Source organism: Acinetobacter radioresistens DSM 6976 = NBRC 102413 = CIP 103788 (assembly GCF_006757745.1).
Taxonomy (GTDB): domain Bacteria; phylum Pseudomonadota; class Gammaproteobacteria; order Pseudomonadales; family Moraxellaceae; genus Acinetobacter; species Acinetobacter radioresistens.
This window is the reverse complement of record NZ_AP019740.1, coordinates 1,472,334-1,487,610: the sequence shown is the minus strand read 5'-3', so window position 1 is coordinate 1,487,610 and position 15,277 is coordinate 1,472,334. Positions and strand designations below refer to the sequence as shown.

12 protein-coding genes are annotated in these 15,277 nt (G+C 41.3%); 5 read left to right on the top strand and 7 right to left on the bottom strand.

The annotated features are described in order from the left end of the window. Nucleotides 1-172 precede the first annotated feature (172 nt). The 3 genes from ACRAD_RS06925 to xseA form a co-directional block, all read right to left on the bottom strand. The gene (locus ACRAD_RS06925; RefSeq protein WP_005025972.1) at nt 173-511 is read right to left on the bottom strand and encodes a hypothetical protein; all 339 of its coding nucleotides are present in this window, start codon (nt 509-511) and stop codon (nt 173-175) included. Between the two features lie 145 nt (nt 512-656). Next, nucleotides 657-851 carry an exodeoxyribonuclease VII small subunit gene (gene xseB / locus ACRAD_RS06920; protein WP_005014193.1) on the bottom strand — a complete coding sequence of 65 codons (195 nt, stop codon included), beginning with the start codon at nt 849-851 and terminating at the stop codon, nt 657-659. Next, the gene (xseA, locus tag ACRAD_RS06915) at nt 844-2,109 is read right to left on the bottom strand and encodes an exodeoxyribonuclease VII large subunit (protein ID WP_005025970.1); all 1,266 of its coding nucleotides are present in this window, start codon (nt 2,107-2,109) and stop codon (nt 844-846) included. Before xseA ends, xseB begins: the two co-directional genes overlap by 8 nt. A 290-nt stretch (nt 2,110-2,399) precedes the next feature. Between xseA and ACRAD_RS16680 the strand changes: the two genes are divergently transcribed. Next, nucleotides 2,400-2,522: a hypothetical protein gene (locus ACRAD_RS16680; RefSeq protein ID WP_005404932.1), complete on the top strand. Its 123-nt coding sequence runs from the start codon at nt 2,400-2,402 to the stop codon at nt 2,520-2,522. A gap of 229 nt (nt 2,523-2,751) precedes the next feature. On the opposite strand, the gene ACRAD_RS06910 is transcribed toward ACRAD_RS16680, so the two are convergent. Together ACRAD_RS06910 and ACRAD_RS06905 are read right to left on the bottom strand one after the other, a co-directional pair. Beyond that, nucleotides 2,752-5,145 (bottom strand): glucose/quinate/shikimate family membrane-bound PQQ-dependent dehydrogenase, encoded by a 2,394-nt coding sequence (locus ACRAD_RS06910; protein WP_005025968.1) that lies wholly within the window; start codon nt 5,143-5,145, stop codon nt 2,752-2,754. 102 nt (nt 5,146-5,247) lie between these two features. Continuing rightward, nucleotides 5,248-6,492, bottom strand: a complete 1,245-nt coding sequence (locus tag ACRAD_RS06905; protein WP_005025966.1) for a carbohydrate porin — start codon at nt 6,490-6,492, stop codon at nt 5,248-5,250. 364 nt (nt 6,493-6,856) lie between these two features. On the opposite strand from ACRAD_RS06905, the gene ACRAD_RS06900 reads away from it, so the two are divergent. After that, nucleotides 6,857-7,306, top strand: coding sequence for a hypothetical protein (locus tag ACRAD_RS06900; protein WP_227548699.1), 450 nt, complete (start codon nt 6,857-6,859; stop codon nt 7,304-7,306). A 122-nt stretch (nt 7,307-7,428) separates the two neighbouring features. Here the strand turns inward: ACRAD_RS06900 and ACRAD_RS06895 are convergent, their stop codons facing one another. Next, nucleotides 7,429-8,424, bottom strand: coding sequence for an ABC transporter substrate-binding protein (locus ACRAD_RS06895; RefSeq protein WP_005025961.1), 996 nt, complete (start codon nt 8,422-8,424; stop codon nt 7,429-7,431). 3 nt (nt 8,425-8,427) lie between these two features. Beyond that, entirely contained in the window at nt 8,428-9,015 is a 588-nt protein-coding gene (locus ACRAD_RS06890) for an ANTAR domain-containing response regulator (RefSeq protein ID WP_005025959.1), read from the bottom strand. Nucleotides 9,016-9,432: 417 nt separating this feature from the next. Between ACRAD_RS06890 and ACRAD_RS06885 the strand changes: the two genes are divergently transcribed. From ACRAD_RS06885 to nirD, 3 genes are read left to right on the top strand one after another with little or no spacing between them, the layout of a single operon-like run. Continuing rightward, nucleotides 9,433-10,773 carry an MFS transporter gene (locus ACRAD_RS06885; RefSeq protein ID WP_005025957.1) on the top strand — a complete coding sequence of 447 codons (1,341 nt, stop codon included), beginning with the start codon at nt 9,433-9,435 and terminating at the stop codon, nt 10,771-10,773. Between the two features lie 40 nt (nt 10,774-10,813). Beyond that, nucleotides 10,814-13,360 carry a nitrite reductase large subunit NirB gene (gene nirB / locus ACRAD_RS06880; protein ID WP_005025956.1) on the top strand — a complete coding sequence of 849 codons (2,547 nt, stop codon included), beginning with the start codon at nt 10,814-10,816 and terminating at the stop codon, nt 13,358-13,360. 24 nt (nt 13,361-13,384) lie between these two features. After that, nucleotides 13,385-14,995, top strand: a complete 1,611-nt coding sequence (nirD, locus tag ACRAD_RS06875) for a nitrite reductase small subunit NirD (RefSeq protein WP_005025954.1) — start codon at nt 13,385-13,387, stop codon at nt 14,993-14,995. Nucleotides 14,996-15,277: the final 282 nt, after the last annotated feature.

Genomic DNA, 15,277 nt, shown 5'->3' with positions numbered 1-15,277 from the left:
TTTTTAAAATAATAGCGAACCAGCAGAAGAAGGATGATAGTAACTATTAGCATGATAGCTGTAGTAGAATCAAAAAATTGCATAGATATTTTTACCTGATGATTATTTTTAAAGAATACCAGATGTCAGAAACTGTCTGGTATTCTACAATATAATAAATTAATTCCAAAAGTTAGCGATGATATTCCTGCTCAATGGCTGCAAGTTCTTGCGCATAATGTTCCAGTTTGTCCGATAAAATTTTTAATTCGTTATCACTGTAGTCATTATCAATAAGAGTGCGATAAATTACTTCCAGATTATCTCTCACAGATTCATTTTTATTAGAAAGTTTGGCATACCATGCTGAATCGACACCATAGTCCATCCTTTCATCATTGCCTGTGGAATGAATAAACAGGTTGCTCTGATATTCTTTATTCCCTGCATTATTCAATTTTTCCGAAATATTATAGGCACGAACCTGTAAATCTTTAATGCGGTCATGTAGTTGATTTTTAGTTATGCTCATAATTTTATTTCCTGTCATTACTCTATTCTTATTAGTGACTATGAAGACAGCTTTAGACTATTTCAATTATAAGTTGTTAAGTTTTAACAGGTCGTTAACATATCCAAGCTAAGCATATTATACTTTTGATCTCGCTAAACCATCTTCATTCTTTAAAAGTTTCTGTTAATGCCTGCTGAACTGCTTCTACACGACTTTTACAAGCCTTATAGGCTCGCATGGATTCTTCTACAATCTCCATCAGATTATCAATGTCTGGTTCTTCCTGTGTTTCCAAAAACTCGGCATTCTTTTTCAAGATCTCATAACCCTGTTTAAAGCTGAGTTCTTCATTATTCATTTTGACTTCCTTTTACAATTTCTGCCTGAATCGTACCATCCTGCAGCTCGAGCTGTATATTTTGCATAATATTTAATTGCTGTATAGAACGAATGGCCCTACCATTATGCCGGACAATTGCATAGCCCTTATTCAAAATATGTCGTGGATTTTGCAGTAAGGTCTCTTTTAATAGGCTGTCAATATGTTGTTTAGTCTGACGAACTTGCTGCTGGGCACAGTAATGGACCACATCCTTTAAAACGTCTAGGGTTTTAGCTGACTCAGAAAGTTGGCTATGAGACAAAGTTCTGATTAAACGCATATATTGATCATTTTGACTCTGATAAACCGTAAGCTGATATTGAGATAAAGCCTTAATATGCTGAAAGGTATTTTGAACCTGCTGTACGTTTTCACTGATAGTATTTCGAATTCCTGCAATAACCTTACTTGGGGTATCAAAAGAGCGATGGGCAATTTCATCCAGAATGGTCCGGTCTTTTTCATGACCGATACCTACCCATACGGGAACCGAACGTTTGCATAAAAGGGCAGCCAGTTCATAATCATTTAAATAGGCCAAATCATTTACAGCACCGCCTCCGCGAATAATTACAATTAGGTCAGGAGGGTAGTTAAAATCATTAGCCCAGTGTTTCAGAGCACTACGTAGAGCCTCTATAATACTTTTTGGAGCTGTTTGGCCCTGAAATGTAGCTGTTTGATAGATGAAATTACAGACACCATATTTTTGTAGTACATCAGCATCTTTTTTAAAGTCACCTAAACCGGCTGCCTGTTGCGGGGCAATAACCAGTACATGCTGGATATCAAATGGCGTAACAAGCTGACGGTTTCGTTCGATCAGTCCTTCCTGAGTTAACCGTTCAACCAGTTGTTGATATTGTCTGGCGATATCACCTAGGGTAAAGCTGGAATCTATATCTTCAATATTGACTGAAAACCCATATTGCGGATCAAAACGAGCCTTGACCTTAATAAGCACATTTAAGTCTTTAGACAGTTCTATTCCACTTTCACGCTCGAATTTAAGCACAATGTTTGCCGCACTAAATTTCCAGATTGTTGCCCGGCAACTAGCAATGACCTTATCGCTCTGCTGTTCTTTTTCAGCAAGTTCCAGATAATAGTGACCACCTTTAATATTTAAATTACGTATTTCTGCCCTGACCCAAACGGGCTCGTCAAAAGTCAGCTGAATAATTTCCTGTACGCCAGATAAATATTCACTTAAAGAAAGTTGTGGATCAGCCATAGGTCTCTGGTTAGAGTAAAACGTAATTAAAAAATATCAGGAATATTATAAATCATCTGTTGAATAGTCGTGAGAATGGCTAAAAGATTTAAGCTTAACTATAAAAGGGACTTATATGAACATCACGCTAGTAAAACTTCTCAGATGTAACAATCAAAAGGTTATGTTATCTCTGCACAAATATTTTGTTACTTTTTATAGGACAAGAATTCTGTTTCTTTAAGAAAGCTTATAACGCACTTTGAAAAGAGTATATTGAATTTCATCATTACTGTTTAGGAGTTAAGGACATGCTTAAACAAGTATTGAAATGCTGGTTATGCTTTCATGTCTGGTCATTTACCAAACAAGATGGACATAAGCTCAAGCAATGTCATAAATGCGGAACCATTAAAGACCAGTTCGAATTCTAACTTGATGCTGTCTTTTAAAAATAAAAAGCTGAAGTAACTGATAAGGATTACTTCAGCTTTTTATTTTTCATATCTATTTAGAGAAAGATTTTTATTTAGGTATTTAATACCTAAAATGCAATTTCTAATTGCAAAAATCTTTTCTATTAATAAGCTGATTTTTTATACAGATGAAAAATTAATAGACCTCCAAGGAGGCCTATTAACTCATTATAATCTAGTGTTAATATCAGTCTGGCAAGGCATAAGCGATTAAATAATCACCCATTTTGGTTCCAAAGGAACCATGCCCACCTGCCATAATAACTACATACTGTTTGCCATTTATTGAGTAGGTCATAGGTGTAGCCTGACCACCTGCCGGTAAGCGGGCTTTCCATAGCTCATCACCATTGGAAACATTAAAGGCGCGGATATAATTATCCTGAGTACCTGCAAGGAACATCACATTACCAGCAGTTGAAATTGGCCCACCTAGCATTGGTACACCTAACTTAAATGGCGGTAATGGAATACCTGGCAGACTGTCACGGATTGTACCCACACGTTTCTTCCATGCTATCTGATGGTTATCCAGATCTACACCGGCAATATAACCCCATGCTGGCTGCTTACAAGGTAAACCTAAAGGAGAGAGGAATGCATTAATTTCTACGCCATACGGAATACCGTATTGTGGTTGAATGCCTGACTCTGTGCCTGTACCTTTTACTCCACCTTCAGGCCAGATCGGATTACCCGGACCACGTGGAATGAGTTTAGATACGAATGGCAATGCCATCGGATTCATTACAGCCACCTGACGGTCCGGATTCACAGAGATACCACCCCATTCAAACATACCAAGATTACCTGGGAATACGATGGTTCCATTTTCAGAAGGAGGTGTATAAGGGCCCTTATAGTCCAGGCTATGGAACATTACACGACACATTAGCTGGTCAAACATGGTCGCACCCCACATATCTTTATCTGTCAGATGATTTTTAGGGCGGAAGGTAAACTCGGAAATCGGTTGAGTCTTAGATACCCAATCACCTTTAGCTGCACCTTGTGGAACCGGTTCTTCATGAACAGGAACTACCGGCTGGCCAGTACGGCGATCCAGTACAAAGATATGACCGGTTTTTGTCGGTGCATAAATTGCAGGCACTATTTGACCATTTTTAGCCTTTACATCAACAAGAGTAGGCTGTGAAGGCACATCCATATCCCACAGGTCATGATGTGTAGTCTGGAATGACCAGACCAGTTTACCTGTGCTTGCATTGAGAGCTACTACGGCATTTGCATAGCGTTCCATTTGTGGTGTGCGGTGACCACCCCAAATATCTGGGGTAGAAACACCAGTTGGAATATAAACGATATCCAGTTGAGAGTCATATGCAAGAGGTGCCCAGGCATTTGGCGAGTTATGTACATATGTACCACCAGTCGTTGGCATAGCATTTGGATCGGCTGCGCCTGTATCAAATACCCAGAGCAGTTTACCTGTATTTACGTCATAGCCGCGAATAACTCCTGAAGGCTCTTTAATTGACAGGTTGTCGGTTACAGAACCTGCAATAATGATCGTACTGCCAGTTACAATAGGAGGCGAGGTTGGGTTATAGCCGCCCGGATAAGCATTTGGCATATAGAGCTGAAGGTTAACTTCACCATTTTCACCAAAATCTGTACAGCGCTGACCATTATCTGCATTAATAGCAACAAGGCGCCCATCATTAACAGGCAAGATCACCTTACGTGGACATATCGCAGAGGTAGAGGTACGGCCCTGCAGGCTTGTAGCAAACTCGGCAGTATTGTTCTGATCATAGTAAGAAACACCCCGACAGGTTAGATGCTGAAAACTTGGATCTGTTTTGAGTTTTGGATCAAAACGCCATTTTTCCTTACCTGTAGCGGGATCAAGAGCCACCAGAAACTGGTGGGTAGTACAAATATACATGTTATTGCCAACTTTAATTGGCGTCACCTGATTTGTAGTTTCTCCAGAGTCCTTGTCAGTTTTAAAGTCACGGGTCCGATAGGTCCATGCAACTTTAAGATCTTTAACATTGTCAGCATTAATCTGAGCTAGGGGAGAATAGCGCAAACCTGACTGGGTACGGCCATATGCCGGCCAGTCTTCAGGGGGTATACCAGGAAGCGCTTGCCCTTGAGCTGGCTGCTGTGCTTTTAACTCACCATGAATCTCTTGCGGGTCATTAAATATTGAATAAATCATGACTAAAATTGTCAAGGCCAGTACTGCACCCAAAGCCATGATTGCCGGCTTGCGATTTATAAAGTTGTAGGTAACCGCTGGAATTAACAACCAGAGACCAAGCAAGCCTAGAATATCCAGACGTGGTGCAAGGGCCCAAAAGTCGGTTCCAACTTCCCAGATAGCCCAGATTACAGTTCCAAGCACTAAAGCGGCATATACCAGTAATGCTGAAATTCTGCCTTTATATAGCAAGAAGGCAGTAAGTAACATAAGAACGGCAGCAATAATATAATATATCGAGCCGCCAATTGCAGCGAGCCATATACCGCCGATGAGCAATCCGATTCCGATAATTGTAAAAATGAACACGGTAATCAGATTCATTTTTGACCTTGAAGATGCACGATTCATTTTCTGTGATCTCCTCCTAGTTTTAAGTTTTTTAGTGAGTTAAGCATTTTCATCAAGATAGAACAGGGTTCATCAAATCCTTTAATCAGAATCAACATATAATTAAAAAGCAGCCTGTAGTTTTAAACCACCGACCCAGACATTTTCGCCATTCTTATAACCACCGACGTGACGGATGTACTGAATATTCGGGCGAAGAGTCAGCCAATTTGTAGCGTGAATACCGTAGTAAAGCTCGGCATCATATTCTTCGTGTTGACCGGTTTGGACCTTGTCATTCACAGAAATCCGGCCAAATGCTATAGCGAGCTGATCATCTGGGCGTTGTAAGCTAAGACCGGTATAGACCAGACCAATATTTTGCATGTTATCTATAGTATTGGTTGCATCATCATGCAGGGTAAAATTAATAAAGCCTTTTAGACCACGATTCGAATCAGGTTCAGGCTGAGTAAGTTTCTGCTGAATTACTGCCCACATTCCCTGTTTATGGCTATTTTTTATAGGGTTTTCAATTTCTTCTACATCTGCGGTACTATAATAATAACCAAGGCGGTATTCACCTGGTAACTGTTGTAAAAACGCTCTAGGCTGCCAGACCAGTTCTACAGGAATAATTGCACCTTTGGAACCATCTGTACTCAAGTTAAATCCTTTACTGCGTTTCAGATTTTCAGGGTTATATTCATATACTCCTACTTGGCCATAAAGTTCTGGCTGTACCTGGTATTTAACTCGCATGGCCCATTGACTCACAGGCCAGTTATACCACTGGTCACCCACCCAGTTACCTACCTGTGAACCACAAAAAGTAAGATTCTGGAAATCACAGTCAAAACTGTTAAAATCTTCGCCTTCACCGAATCGGCCAACTTTAATATCTAACTTCTGGTCTAAAAACTGTTTTTTTATCCATAAATCAGTCAGACGCCAAGTTTGCCCACGTCCCCAGACTTCCTGTACCGAACTCAAATGTCCTTGTAGGGCCTCATGTGTCTGCGAAAGTGAACGGCCATTCCGGTGAGTAACAGTAATCTGGGCTTCTGTATCTTCCCAACCTATAATTTTTTCCAGATCAAAATGTGCGCCTAGAGCAAACTGGTCGGTGTATTCAGTTTTATGTTTATCATTATTCTTTGCATCTATAAGGCTTGCCATTTCACCTGTATAACCCAAACTAAATTGATAGCCTTGCTGTTCAAGCTGAGTTCTGTTGCTATTCCAGTCGCCCAACATCCAGGGAGATTGCATAGAAAATGCAGGTACAGCTGCGTAGAGACCGCTTGAAGTTAGCAGACCACCCAATAAGCCAAAAAGACTTACAAAGTATTTACTTTCAGTAGGCATTATGAATATCCTGAACAATATTTGTAATTGTTAATAAAGAGAAGTATGAAACTTTCAAAAAATAAAATGTAGGTATAAGATTTTTCTATGTATTCTTTTTATATATTTAAGTTAATAAATATTAACAATTCTTAAATATTCTATAGTTGTGAGATAATAAAAGGTTTTTTATAAAAAATAAGTAGATAGACGATTTTTTATAAGCATTTAATTTTAAGTAAAAACTCTAATTTAAAATACGAAATTACAGTAAATAATGCTTAATATTTTATACAGAAGCGATATAAATTTAAAAAAAAAGCCGTACAAAATTACTTTACATTTCTTTCAGATTTATGCAAGTTTAAAAACAACTGATTAAAATATGAAGAACAATATGCAAGATATTAATGAGCCGAAAATTAATCTTCCTGAAGAGATAAAATTAGAAGACGGAACAGTTATCCCCGTCGGTGACATCAGCTATGAGGCTTCCTATCTGGATGGAACCCATGATCCGGAAAGTTTTAATGGCTATATTCTTACATTTGAAGTATCAGGAAAGGGAATGGCCGCAATTCGGATTATCCCAAGTATGACTGATCCAGATGATGCCGAGCATGGAGTCAACTATACTGAATTCACTGAAGATGATGAAGCCGGTATCGACCTTTCACCTGAAACCGCCAGCCAGATTCGAATTATACCAGCAGAAGAAGATGATCTGGTTAATGAAGATGACTACGGCGACGGAAATGAACATGATGGGGGTGTAGTACCAGAGGACTATAATAATGAGGATATTGAAGATATAAATGATATTATAAACCGCTAGGTTACTGAATTATAAAATTAATCCTAGTATCTTTAAAAACGTTTCATGAGATAAAAAGTTTTGCTATAAGAACTTTTTATCTCATTTCTGATAGTGGTCAATACAACTTCCCGGAGCCAATATCAGCATTGAAGTTTGTATATACAACTTTGACCAAGTTGGTGGAAATCAGATGAATAGGAATCAAGCTGTTCCCATTTTAGCATTTTTTCAGTTAACCATATAAAATCGGCTAGTTGGGGCTGAGCAGACTCACCAATAAAGTTCTGTATAATATTTTTTATAAAATAAAATCTGTCTACATGTATCTCAGCAGAACATTGAAACCGGATAATATTGTAATGAATGAGTAGCTGCCAGATTTGCTGATAATCTTGCATCTGTTTTAATTCATATTGTGCCTTTTGAATAGCCTCGACTAAAGCGGTTAATGTATTTGGATGCTGGCTAGCCCATTCGGCCGTTACTGCCAATACTTTATCGGCGACTTTAGGAATAATGGTTTGGCTTGAAGTAATTATTTTTGAATAACCTTGTAATTCTCCTTGGGTATTCCAAGGTTCACCTGCACAAAAACCATCAATTAAGTGATTAGAAACAGCCTCAACCATATACGGCGGTGGCAGAGTCTTTAATTCAAACTGCTGGGCGACTTGTTCATCGGCCAGAGCCAGCCATTCTCTTAAACAATAATGATGAAGCGAGTATTTAAAAACCTGCGCTAATTGAATTGGACGACCCTGTAAGTAAGCCTGCACTACTTTTTGTGCAGATTGTTGTGCTGTATCACTAGAGTTAATATCCAGTTCAAAACACAGTTTCTGGCTTAAACTGATATAAGCCTGATTGGTACTTAATATTAATGGTGTTTGAAAAGGTATCCCTGACTGATCAAGACCTATTGCAGCAGCAGGTAACATTGCAGAAAGACAATGTGCAGCATCGAGAAAACCAAAAGCTAGCCGATCACGCAGACTGGCCCACGATGGTTCTTTAACCAGCTGGACATTTAAACCAGTTTCTGTAAAAAAGCCACGATGTTTGGCCCATAAAATAGCAATACAGTCCAGTAATGGTATATAGCCTAGCTGAATATCTGTTTTTTCAAGCTGTTTCATAACCTAATCCTTTAATCTGGTCTGTAATAATTGCTGTGCGTCAAGAAGCCTTCTGGCCATTTTACCCATGGTCATACGATGGCTCATGGCATTTTTTCTTAACAGGCGAAATGCATCTTCTTCACTGAGATGATGCATTTGCATGAGTAGCACTTTGGCTTTTTCAATATCCTTACGGTCAGCCAGTTTTCCTTCGGTTTCTTTTAAAGCATTAAGCAATTTTCGGTGTTTTTTAAACTGTTCAATCGAGATCTGCAAAATACTGTCAAGTTTGGCCGGATCAATCCCATCAACGATATAGGCGGTTACTCCAGCATCGATAGCACTTTTAATCGTATCCTTGTGGCTATTTTTGGTGAAAAGAACAGTAGGCAAATCAAAATGGCTGACACAGTTTTCAATAATATCTCGATGCGGATTTTGTATATCAAGCAGAATTACATCTGCGTGCAACTGCTGCAAATAAGACATATTAGAGTGGTCAATGACAAGACAGGCCACCACATCAAAATGATGTTCCAGCAGAGAAACTCTAATATATTCTGCTCGCTCCAGATCATCATCGATTAAAACTATTTTAAGCTTTGACATGCAACACTCGGGTTGTGTCTCTAACAATTATTAAAGATCTAAAGCAATTAGAATGCCAATCTGATATAAAAATTTAAGACACGATGATTAAAATTCAATGGAGAAATACAGAAAATGCAGAATAAGTGCTCTTTGCTTTAACCCTCTGCACCTTAATAATGCAATTCTTAGATTCGAACCAGTAAACTTATATAAAATTAAAACTATTAAAATCAGTTAATTGATAAAAATTAAATAAAATCAATAGAATATAAAATAATTTTTAAAATTGGCATATTAACTGCATATTACTGAATGGGTCAAAGAAGACTCTCAAAATTTGTAAGACGGCCAATGACGTCCGTTCTGATCGCATCTGGTGTGCAGCGATTCGCATAGCAGATAAGCCTATACGTTCAGTTCTGGAAGGAGATGGTGATGTCTTCAAATTTATATGAAAAGAAAGCAACAAAAATAAGTCTTTTGAATTTCAGCAGCGCAGCAATGAGAGCCTTCCATATGAGTTGGCTCGCATTTTTTGTCTGCTTCTTTGCCTGGTTTGCCTGTGCACCGCTAATGCCAGTTATTGCAGGAGAGTTTCATCTGACCAAAGACCAGATAGCCAATATTAATATTGCTGCAGTTGCAATCACCATTCTCGTAAGACTCATCGTTGGTCCTTTATGTGATAAATACGGCCCGCGCAAAACTTATACCGCATTACTCATTATTGGCAGTCTTCCAGTCTTTGGAGTAGCCTCTGCCAACAGTTATGAATCCTTTCTGTTCTTTCGTTTACTGATTGGCGCTATTGGTGCCAGCTTTGTAATTACTCAATATCACACCAGCATCATGTTTGCATCCAATGTAGTAGGTACTGCCAATGCTGCCACAGCTGGCTGGGGAAATGCCGGTGGTGGTGCAACTCAAGCCTTGATGCCCTTACTTCTAGCTGCGTTGGTGATGTTCGGTGTTGAACAGGCGATGGGCTGGAGAATTGCCTTAATTGTTCCAGGCCTGATGATGCTGATTGTCGGTGCCTTGTACTGGAAATTCACTCAGGACTGCCCACAAGGCAACTTTAAAGAACTGCGTGCAGCAGGAATTCAGGTTGGTAGCGAGAAAAAAGGTGGCATGGCAATTCTGATGCATGCTGCACGTAACTACCGTGTCTGGATTCTATTTGGCGCTTATGCGGCCTGTTTCGGTATCGAAATCTTCATTCATAACATCGTAGCCATGTACTACGTAGAAAACTTCAGCTTTGGTTTAAAAGAAGCAGGTATGACGGCCGGGATCTTCGGTCTGCTAGCCCTGTTTGCCCGTGCACTGGGTGGCATCGTTTCAGACAAAGTTGCCATCAAAAAAGGCCTGGACGGACGTACCAAAGTGCTGTTTGCCATGATCTTGATGGAAGGCTTATTCCTGATTTTATTCTCGCAAATGAACAGTGCCATGCTGGCCATTATCACAATGACTGTCTTTGCATTATTTACCCATATGGCATGTGGTGCAACATATGCGCTGGTGCCATTTATTGACCGTGATGCTTTAGGCGGTGTGGCCGGCATTATCGGTGCAGGCGGTAACGTGGGTGCGGTCGCAGCAGGATTCTTACTCAAAGGCATGCTGGATATTCAAACCTGTCTGATGGCACTTGGCGGCCTGGTCGTGATTGCAGCAAGTTTTGTTCTGATGATTCGCTTCTCGGTTGAGCATAAGGCCAAAGAGCAAAAGCTATATGAAGAAGCTGTTCTTGAACGAAACAACCTGGCTTAAAACACAAGATACAAGATTTAGAAAATTTAGGAGAAGGAATATGAAACTGGTAATGATTGGCCATGGCATGGTAGGACACAAATTTATTGAATCTGTGCTTGAGCATACGGGTGATGACGTTGAAATCACGATTCTGGCAGAAGAGCCGCATCTGGCGTATGACCGTGTTCACTTAACAGAATATTTTAGCGGTAAATCAGCCAAGGATTTAACCCTTTGCCGTACAGACTTCGCCGATGCTTATGGAATTGATCTACGTTTAAGCACTAAAGCCACTGCGATTGATACAATTAGTAAAACAGTGACTACCAATCATGGCGATGTGATTGCGTATGACAAACTGGTTTTAGCCACTGGCTCTTATGCTTTTGTTCCACCAATTCCGGGTAATGATCGTGAAAATTGCTTTGTTTACCGTACTATTGAAGATCTGGATGCCATTCGTGCAGCCAGCCTGAATTCAAAAACCGGTGTAGTAATTGGTGGTGGTCTGTTAGGTCTGGAAGCAGCTAAGGCACTACGTGACCTGAATCTGGAAACGCATGTGGTTGAATTTGCACCACGCCTAATGGCAGTACAGATTGATGATCTTGGCGGTAAAGTATTACGCAGCAAAATCGAAGATCTGGGCGTTAAAGTCCATACCCAAAAAGCCACCTCGTCTATTGAAGATGGTGTCAATGCCAAGCACGTGATGAAGTTTGGTGATGGTGCTGAGCTGGAAACCGACATCATTCTGTTCTCTGCAGGGATCCGTCCACGTGATGAGCTGGCACGTCAAAGCGGACTGGCAATCGGTGAGCGTGGCGGGATCATGATCAATGATTATTGCCAAACTTCCAATCCAGACATTTACGCGATTGGTGAATGTGCGCTGTGGAATAACAAGATTTTTGGTCTGGTTGCACCAGGCTATGACATGGCACGTATTGCTGCGAAACATGTACTACAAGAAGAATGTGCAGCATTTGCTGGCGCAGACATGAGCACCAAGCTGAAACTGATGGGTGTGGATGTTGCATCAGTTGGCGATGCACATGCCATGACACCAGGTTCACTGAGCTATTTCTATGCCGATGAAGCGGCACAGATCTACAAGAAAATTGTGGTTAATGCAGAAAAAACCAAACTGCTCGGTGCAGTGCTGGTCGGTTGTGCCAAAGAATATAACGACCTGCTGCAAATGATGCTAAATGGTCTGGAAATCCCGGAAAATCCGGAAAGCCTGATCATGCCGGGCTTTGATCAAGCGACTGCAAAAGCAGGCGGTAGCGGTGTAGACCTGCTCCCAGACAGCGCAACGATCTGTTCATGTAATAACGTATCTAAAGCGGATATCTGTTCAGCGATTGCCGATGGTTCAACTTCACTAGGCGCTCTGAAAAAATGCACCAAAGCAGCTACTGCATGTGGTGGTTGTGCACCTTTAGTCACTCAAGTATTGAAGTCTGAACTGCAACGCCAAGGCGTGACAGTGAATAACCATCTGTGTGAACACTTTGCTTATTCACGCCAAGAGCTGTATCACCTGGTGCGCGTCAATGAGATCAAAACTTTTGATGACCTGATCCAGCAACATGGTCATGGTCTGGGCTGTGATATCTGTAAGCCAACAGTGGCCAATATTCTTGCATCTTGCTGGAACGACTTTGTCCTGAAACCAATCCATGCCGGCCTGCAAGACAGTAACGACTACTACCTCGGTAACATTCAAAAAGATGGTACTTACTCTGTCGTTCCTCGTATGGCAGGTGGTGAAGTCACTCCAGATGGTCTGATCGTAATTGGTCAAATTGCTAAAGAATATGGTCTGTACACCAAATTGACTGGCGGCCAGCGTGTCGATATGTTTGGTGCGCAACTGCATCAATTACCAGAAATCTGGGAAAAACTGATCAATGCCGGTTTTGAATCGGGGCATGCTTACGGTAAATCGCTGCGTACCGTGAAATCTTGTGTGGGTAGCACCTGGTGCCGCTATGGTGTGGATGATTCTGTGGGCTTGGCGATCTATCTGGAAAACCGCTACAAGGGCTTACGTTCTCCGCATAAACTGAAAATGGCGGTATCTGGCTGTACCCGTGAATGTGCCGAAGCACAAAGCAAAGACGTGGGTGTGATTGCCACTGAAAAAGGATGGAACCTGTATGTTTGCGGTAACGGCGGTATGAAACCGCGTCATGCTGAACTACTAGCATCAGATCTGGATACACAAACTTTAGTTCGCTATATCGACCGTTTCTTCATGTTCTATATCCAGACGGCTGATCGTCTGCAACGTACTTCAGTATGGCGCGACAATCTCGAAGGTGGCCTGGATTATCTGAAAGATGTCGTTGTGAATGACTCACTGGGTCTGGCAACAGAACTCGAGCGTCGTATGGAGCATGTGGTGGGCACTTATCAGGATGAATGGCGTACTGCAGTTGAAGATCCAGAAGTCCGTAAACGTTTCAAAACCTTTATTAATGCCAAGGCTGAACAGCAAAACGACTCACATATCCAGTTTACAGAAGTTCGTGGCCAGATTCGTCCAAAAACAAAAGCTGAACGTGATGCAAACCGTATTGCAGTAGTGGAAGCCTGATTCAAATAACAAAGGAGCAAGAAGATGACTATTTTTAAAGACATGAATGAACTAAATTGGGTAGAAGTGTGTGCACTGGACGACATCACCCCAAATACTGGTGTAGCAGCATTAGTAGAAGATCAATCAATTGCGATCTTCCGTGTAGGATCAGAAAAACGAGTATATGCGCTGAGTAACCAGGACCCATTTAGTAAGGCTTTTGTGATGTCACGCGGCATCATTGGTGATTTACAAGGTGAGCGCGTCGTCGCTTCACCCATTTATAAGCAGCATTTCAGCCTGGCGACGGGCCGCTGTCTGGAAGATAAAGACCAGAAGCTCCTGGTATTTCCAAGCAAAATTGAAAATGGCAAGATATCCATTAGCCCTGTGCCACAAAAAACCTATATTACCAATAACGGTGTTTCACCTGAAAAAATGAAGCTGGTACTGGTCGGTAACGGTCTGGCGGGCATGCGTTGTCTGGAAGACGTGCTGGATATGGCGCCAGACCGTTATGAAGTTACCGTGATTGGCGAAGAACCGTGGGGCAACTACAACCGTATTATGCTATCACCTGTACTTTCGGGTGAGAAAACCATTGATGACATCATGCTGCATCCGCATGCCTGGTATGCCGACAAAGGTATTCGCCTGATTGCCGGTGATCCGGCAGTCCGCATTGACCGTCCGCGTAAGCATGTGTATACCGAAAAAGGTGAAGTAATCAGTTATGACCGCCTGATTCTTGCCACCGGTTCTAAACCATTCGTTCCACCAATTCCAGGTAGTGATTTAAAAGGCGTACTCAGTTTCCGTAATATTTATGACGTCAACCAGATGCTGGCCTATTGCAAGACTAAAAAAAATGCGGTAGTCATCGGCGGTGGTTTGCTGGGTCTAGAAGCGGCGTATGGCCTGAAACAGCAAGGCATGAATGTCACAGTATTGCATCTGATGGATCGCATCATGGACTGTCAGTTAGATATCAAAGCCAGCCAGATGCTAAAAACAGCAATTGAGCAGAAGGGCATTAAAGTCCTAACTGAAGCCAATACTGAATGTCTGATCGGTGAAGATGGTCATGTCACTCAGGTAAAACTCAAAGATGGTACTGTGCTGGATGTTGATCTGGTGGTATTCGCTGTGGGGATTCGTCCCAACATAAGCTTGGCGCAAAGTGCAGGTCTGCGGTGCAACCGCGGTGTATTGGTGAATGACACCATGCAGACTTTTGATCCGAGTATTTATGCTGTAGGTGAATGTATCGAGCACCGTGGTCAAACCTTTGGCCTGGTTGAACCCCTATGGGGCCAGGCATTCATTTGTGCATCGCATCTGGCCGGGCATGGCATCCTGATTTTCAAAGCGCCAACAGTTCCAACTCAACTTAAAGTCAGTGGTTGTGATGTGTTCTCGGCAGGTGACTTTGAACCGAAAGAAGATTTTGAAGATATCGTGCTCAATGACGAAAAACGTCAGATCTACAAGCGCATTATTATTCAAAAGGATAAAGTGATTGGTGCAGTGTTGTTTGGCGACACTGAAGACGGCGCATGGTATGCGGAACTAATTGCAGATCAAACCCCAATTACAAATATTCGCAACAAGCTGCTTTTTGGTCGGGATTTTGCATTAAAGAAAGCAGGTTGAAAAATCAATTTGTCATGGAAAAAAACAGGATATGCAGAAACGTTATCCGCAACTGTTTAAGCCAAGACAACATAAGAAAATGAATGTTCCTGCAAGTTTTTTGATAAATAATGAATTAAGACGAGTTTTACGGATGACAATAGTTTTGCCTACTTTTCCCGAAAGAAAAATAGGTCGAACCGAATGTTCATTCAGAAAAATGAGTCGAATTGAAAAGACACCGTTGTAATGAACCCCTTTTAAAAGAATTAAATGGCCCGTTACAAAACTTAAGGAGCATCC

What these genes read in the sequence shown, in the direction of transcription:
- ACRAD_RS06925 (WP_005025972.1), bottom strand. Translation starts at nt 511, where the DNA reads ATGAGCATAACTAAAAATCAACTACATGACCGCATTAAAGATTTACAG.
- xseB (WP_005014193.1), bottom strand. Translation starts at nt 851, where the DNA reads ATGAATAATGAAGAACTCAGCTTTAAACAGGGTTATGAGATCTTGAAA.
- xseA (WP_005025970.1), bottom strand. Translation starts at nt 2,109, where the DNA reads ATGGCTGATCCACAACTTTCTTTAAGTGAATATTTATCTGGCGTACAG.
- ACRAD_RS16680 (WP_005404932.1), top strand. Translation starts at nt 2,400, where the DNA reads ATGCTTAAACAAGTATTGAAATGCTGGTTATGCTTTCATGTCTGGTCA.
- ACRAD_RS06910 (WP_005025968.1), bottom strand. Translation starts at nt 5,145, where the DNA reads ATGAATCGTGCATCTTCAAGGTCAAAAATGAATCTGATTACCGTGTTC.
- ACRAD_RS06905 (WP_005025966.1), bottom strand. Translation starts at nt 6,492, where the DNA reads ATGCCTACTGAAAGTAAATACTTTGTAAGTCTTTTTGGCTTATTGGGT.
- ACRAD_RS06900 (WP_227548699.1), top strand. Translation starts at nt 6,857, where the DNA reads ATGAAGAACAATATGCAAGATATTAATGAGCCGAAAATTAATCTTCCT.
- ACRAD_RS06895 (WP_005025961.1), bottom strand. Translation starts at nt 8,424, where the DNA reads ATGAAACAGCTTGAAAAAACAGATATTCAGCTAGGCTATATACCATTA.
- ACRAD_RS06890 (WP_005025959.1), bottom strand. Translation starts at nt 9,015, where the DNA reads ATGTCAAAGCTTAAAATAGTTTTAATCGATGATGATCTGGAGCGAGCA.
- ACRAD_RS06885 (WP_005025957.1), top strand. Translation starts at nt 9,433, where the DNA reads ATGTCTTCAAATTTATATGAAAAGAAAGCAACAAAAATAAGTCTTTTG.
- nirB (WP_005025956.1), top strand. Translation starts at nt 10,814, where the DNA reads ATGAAACTGGTAATGATTGGCCATGGCATGGTAGGACACAAATTTATT.
- nirD (WP_005025954.1), top strand. Translation starts at nt 13,385, where the DNA reads ATGACTATTTTTAAAGACATGAATGAACTAAATTGGGTAGAAGTGTGT.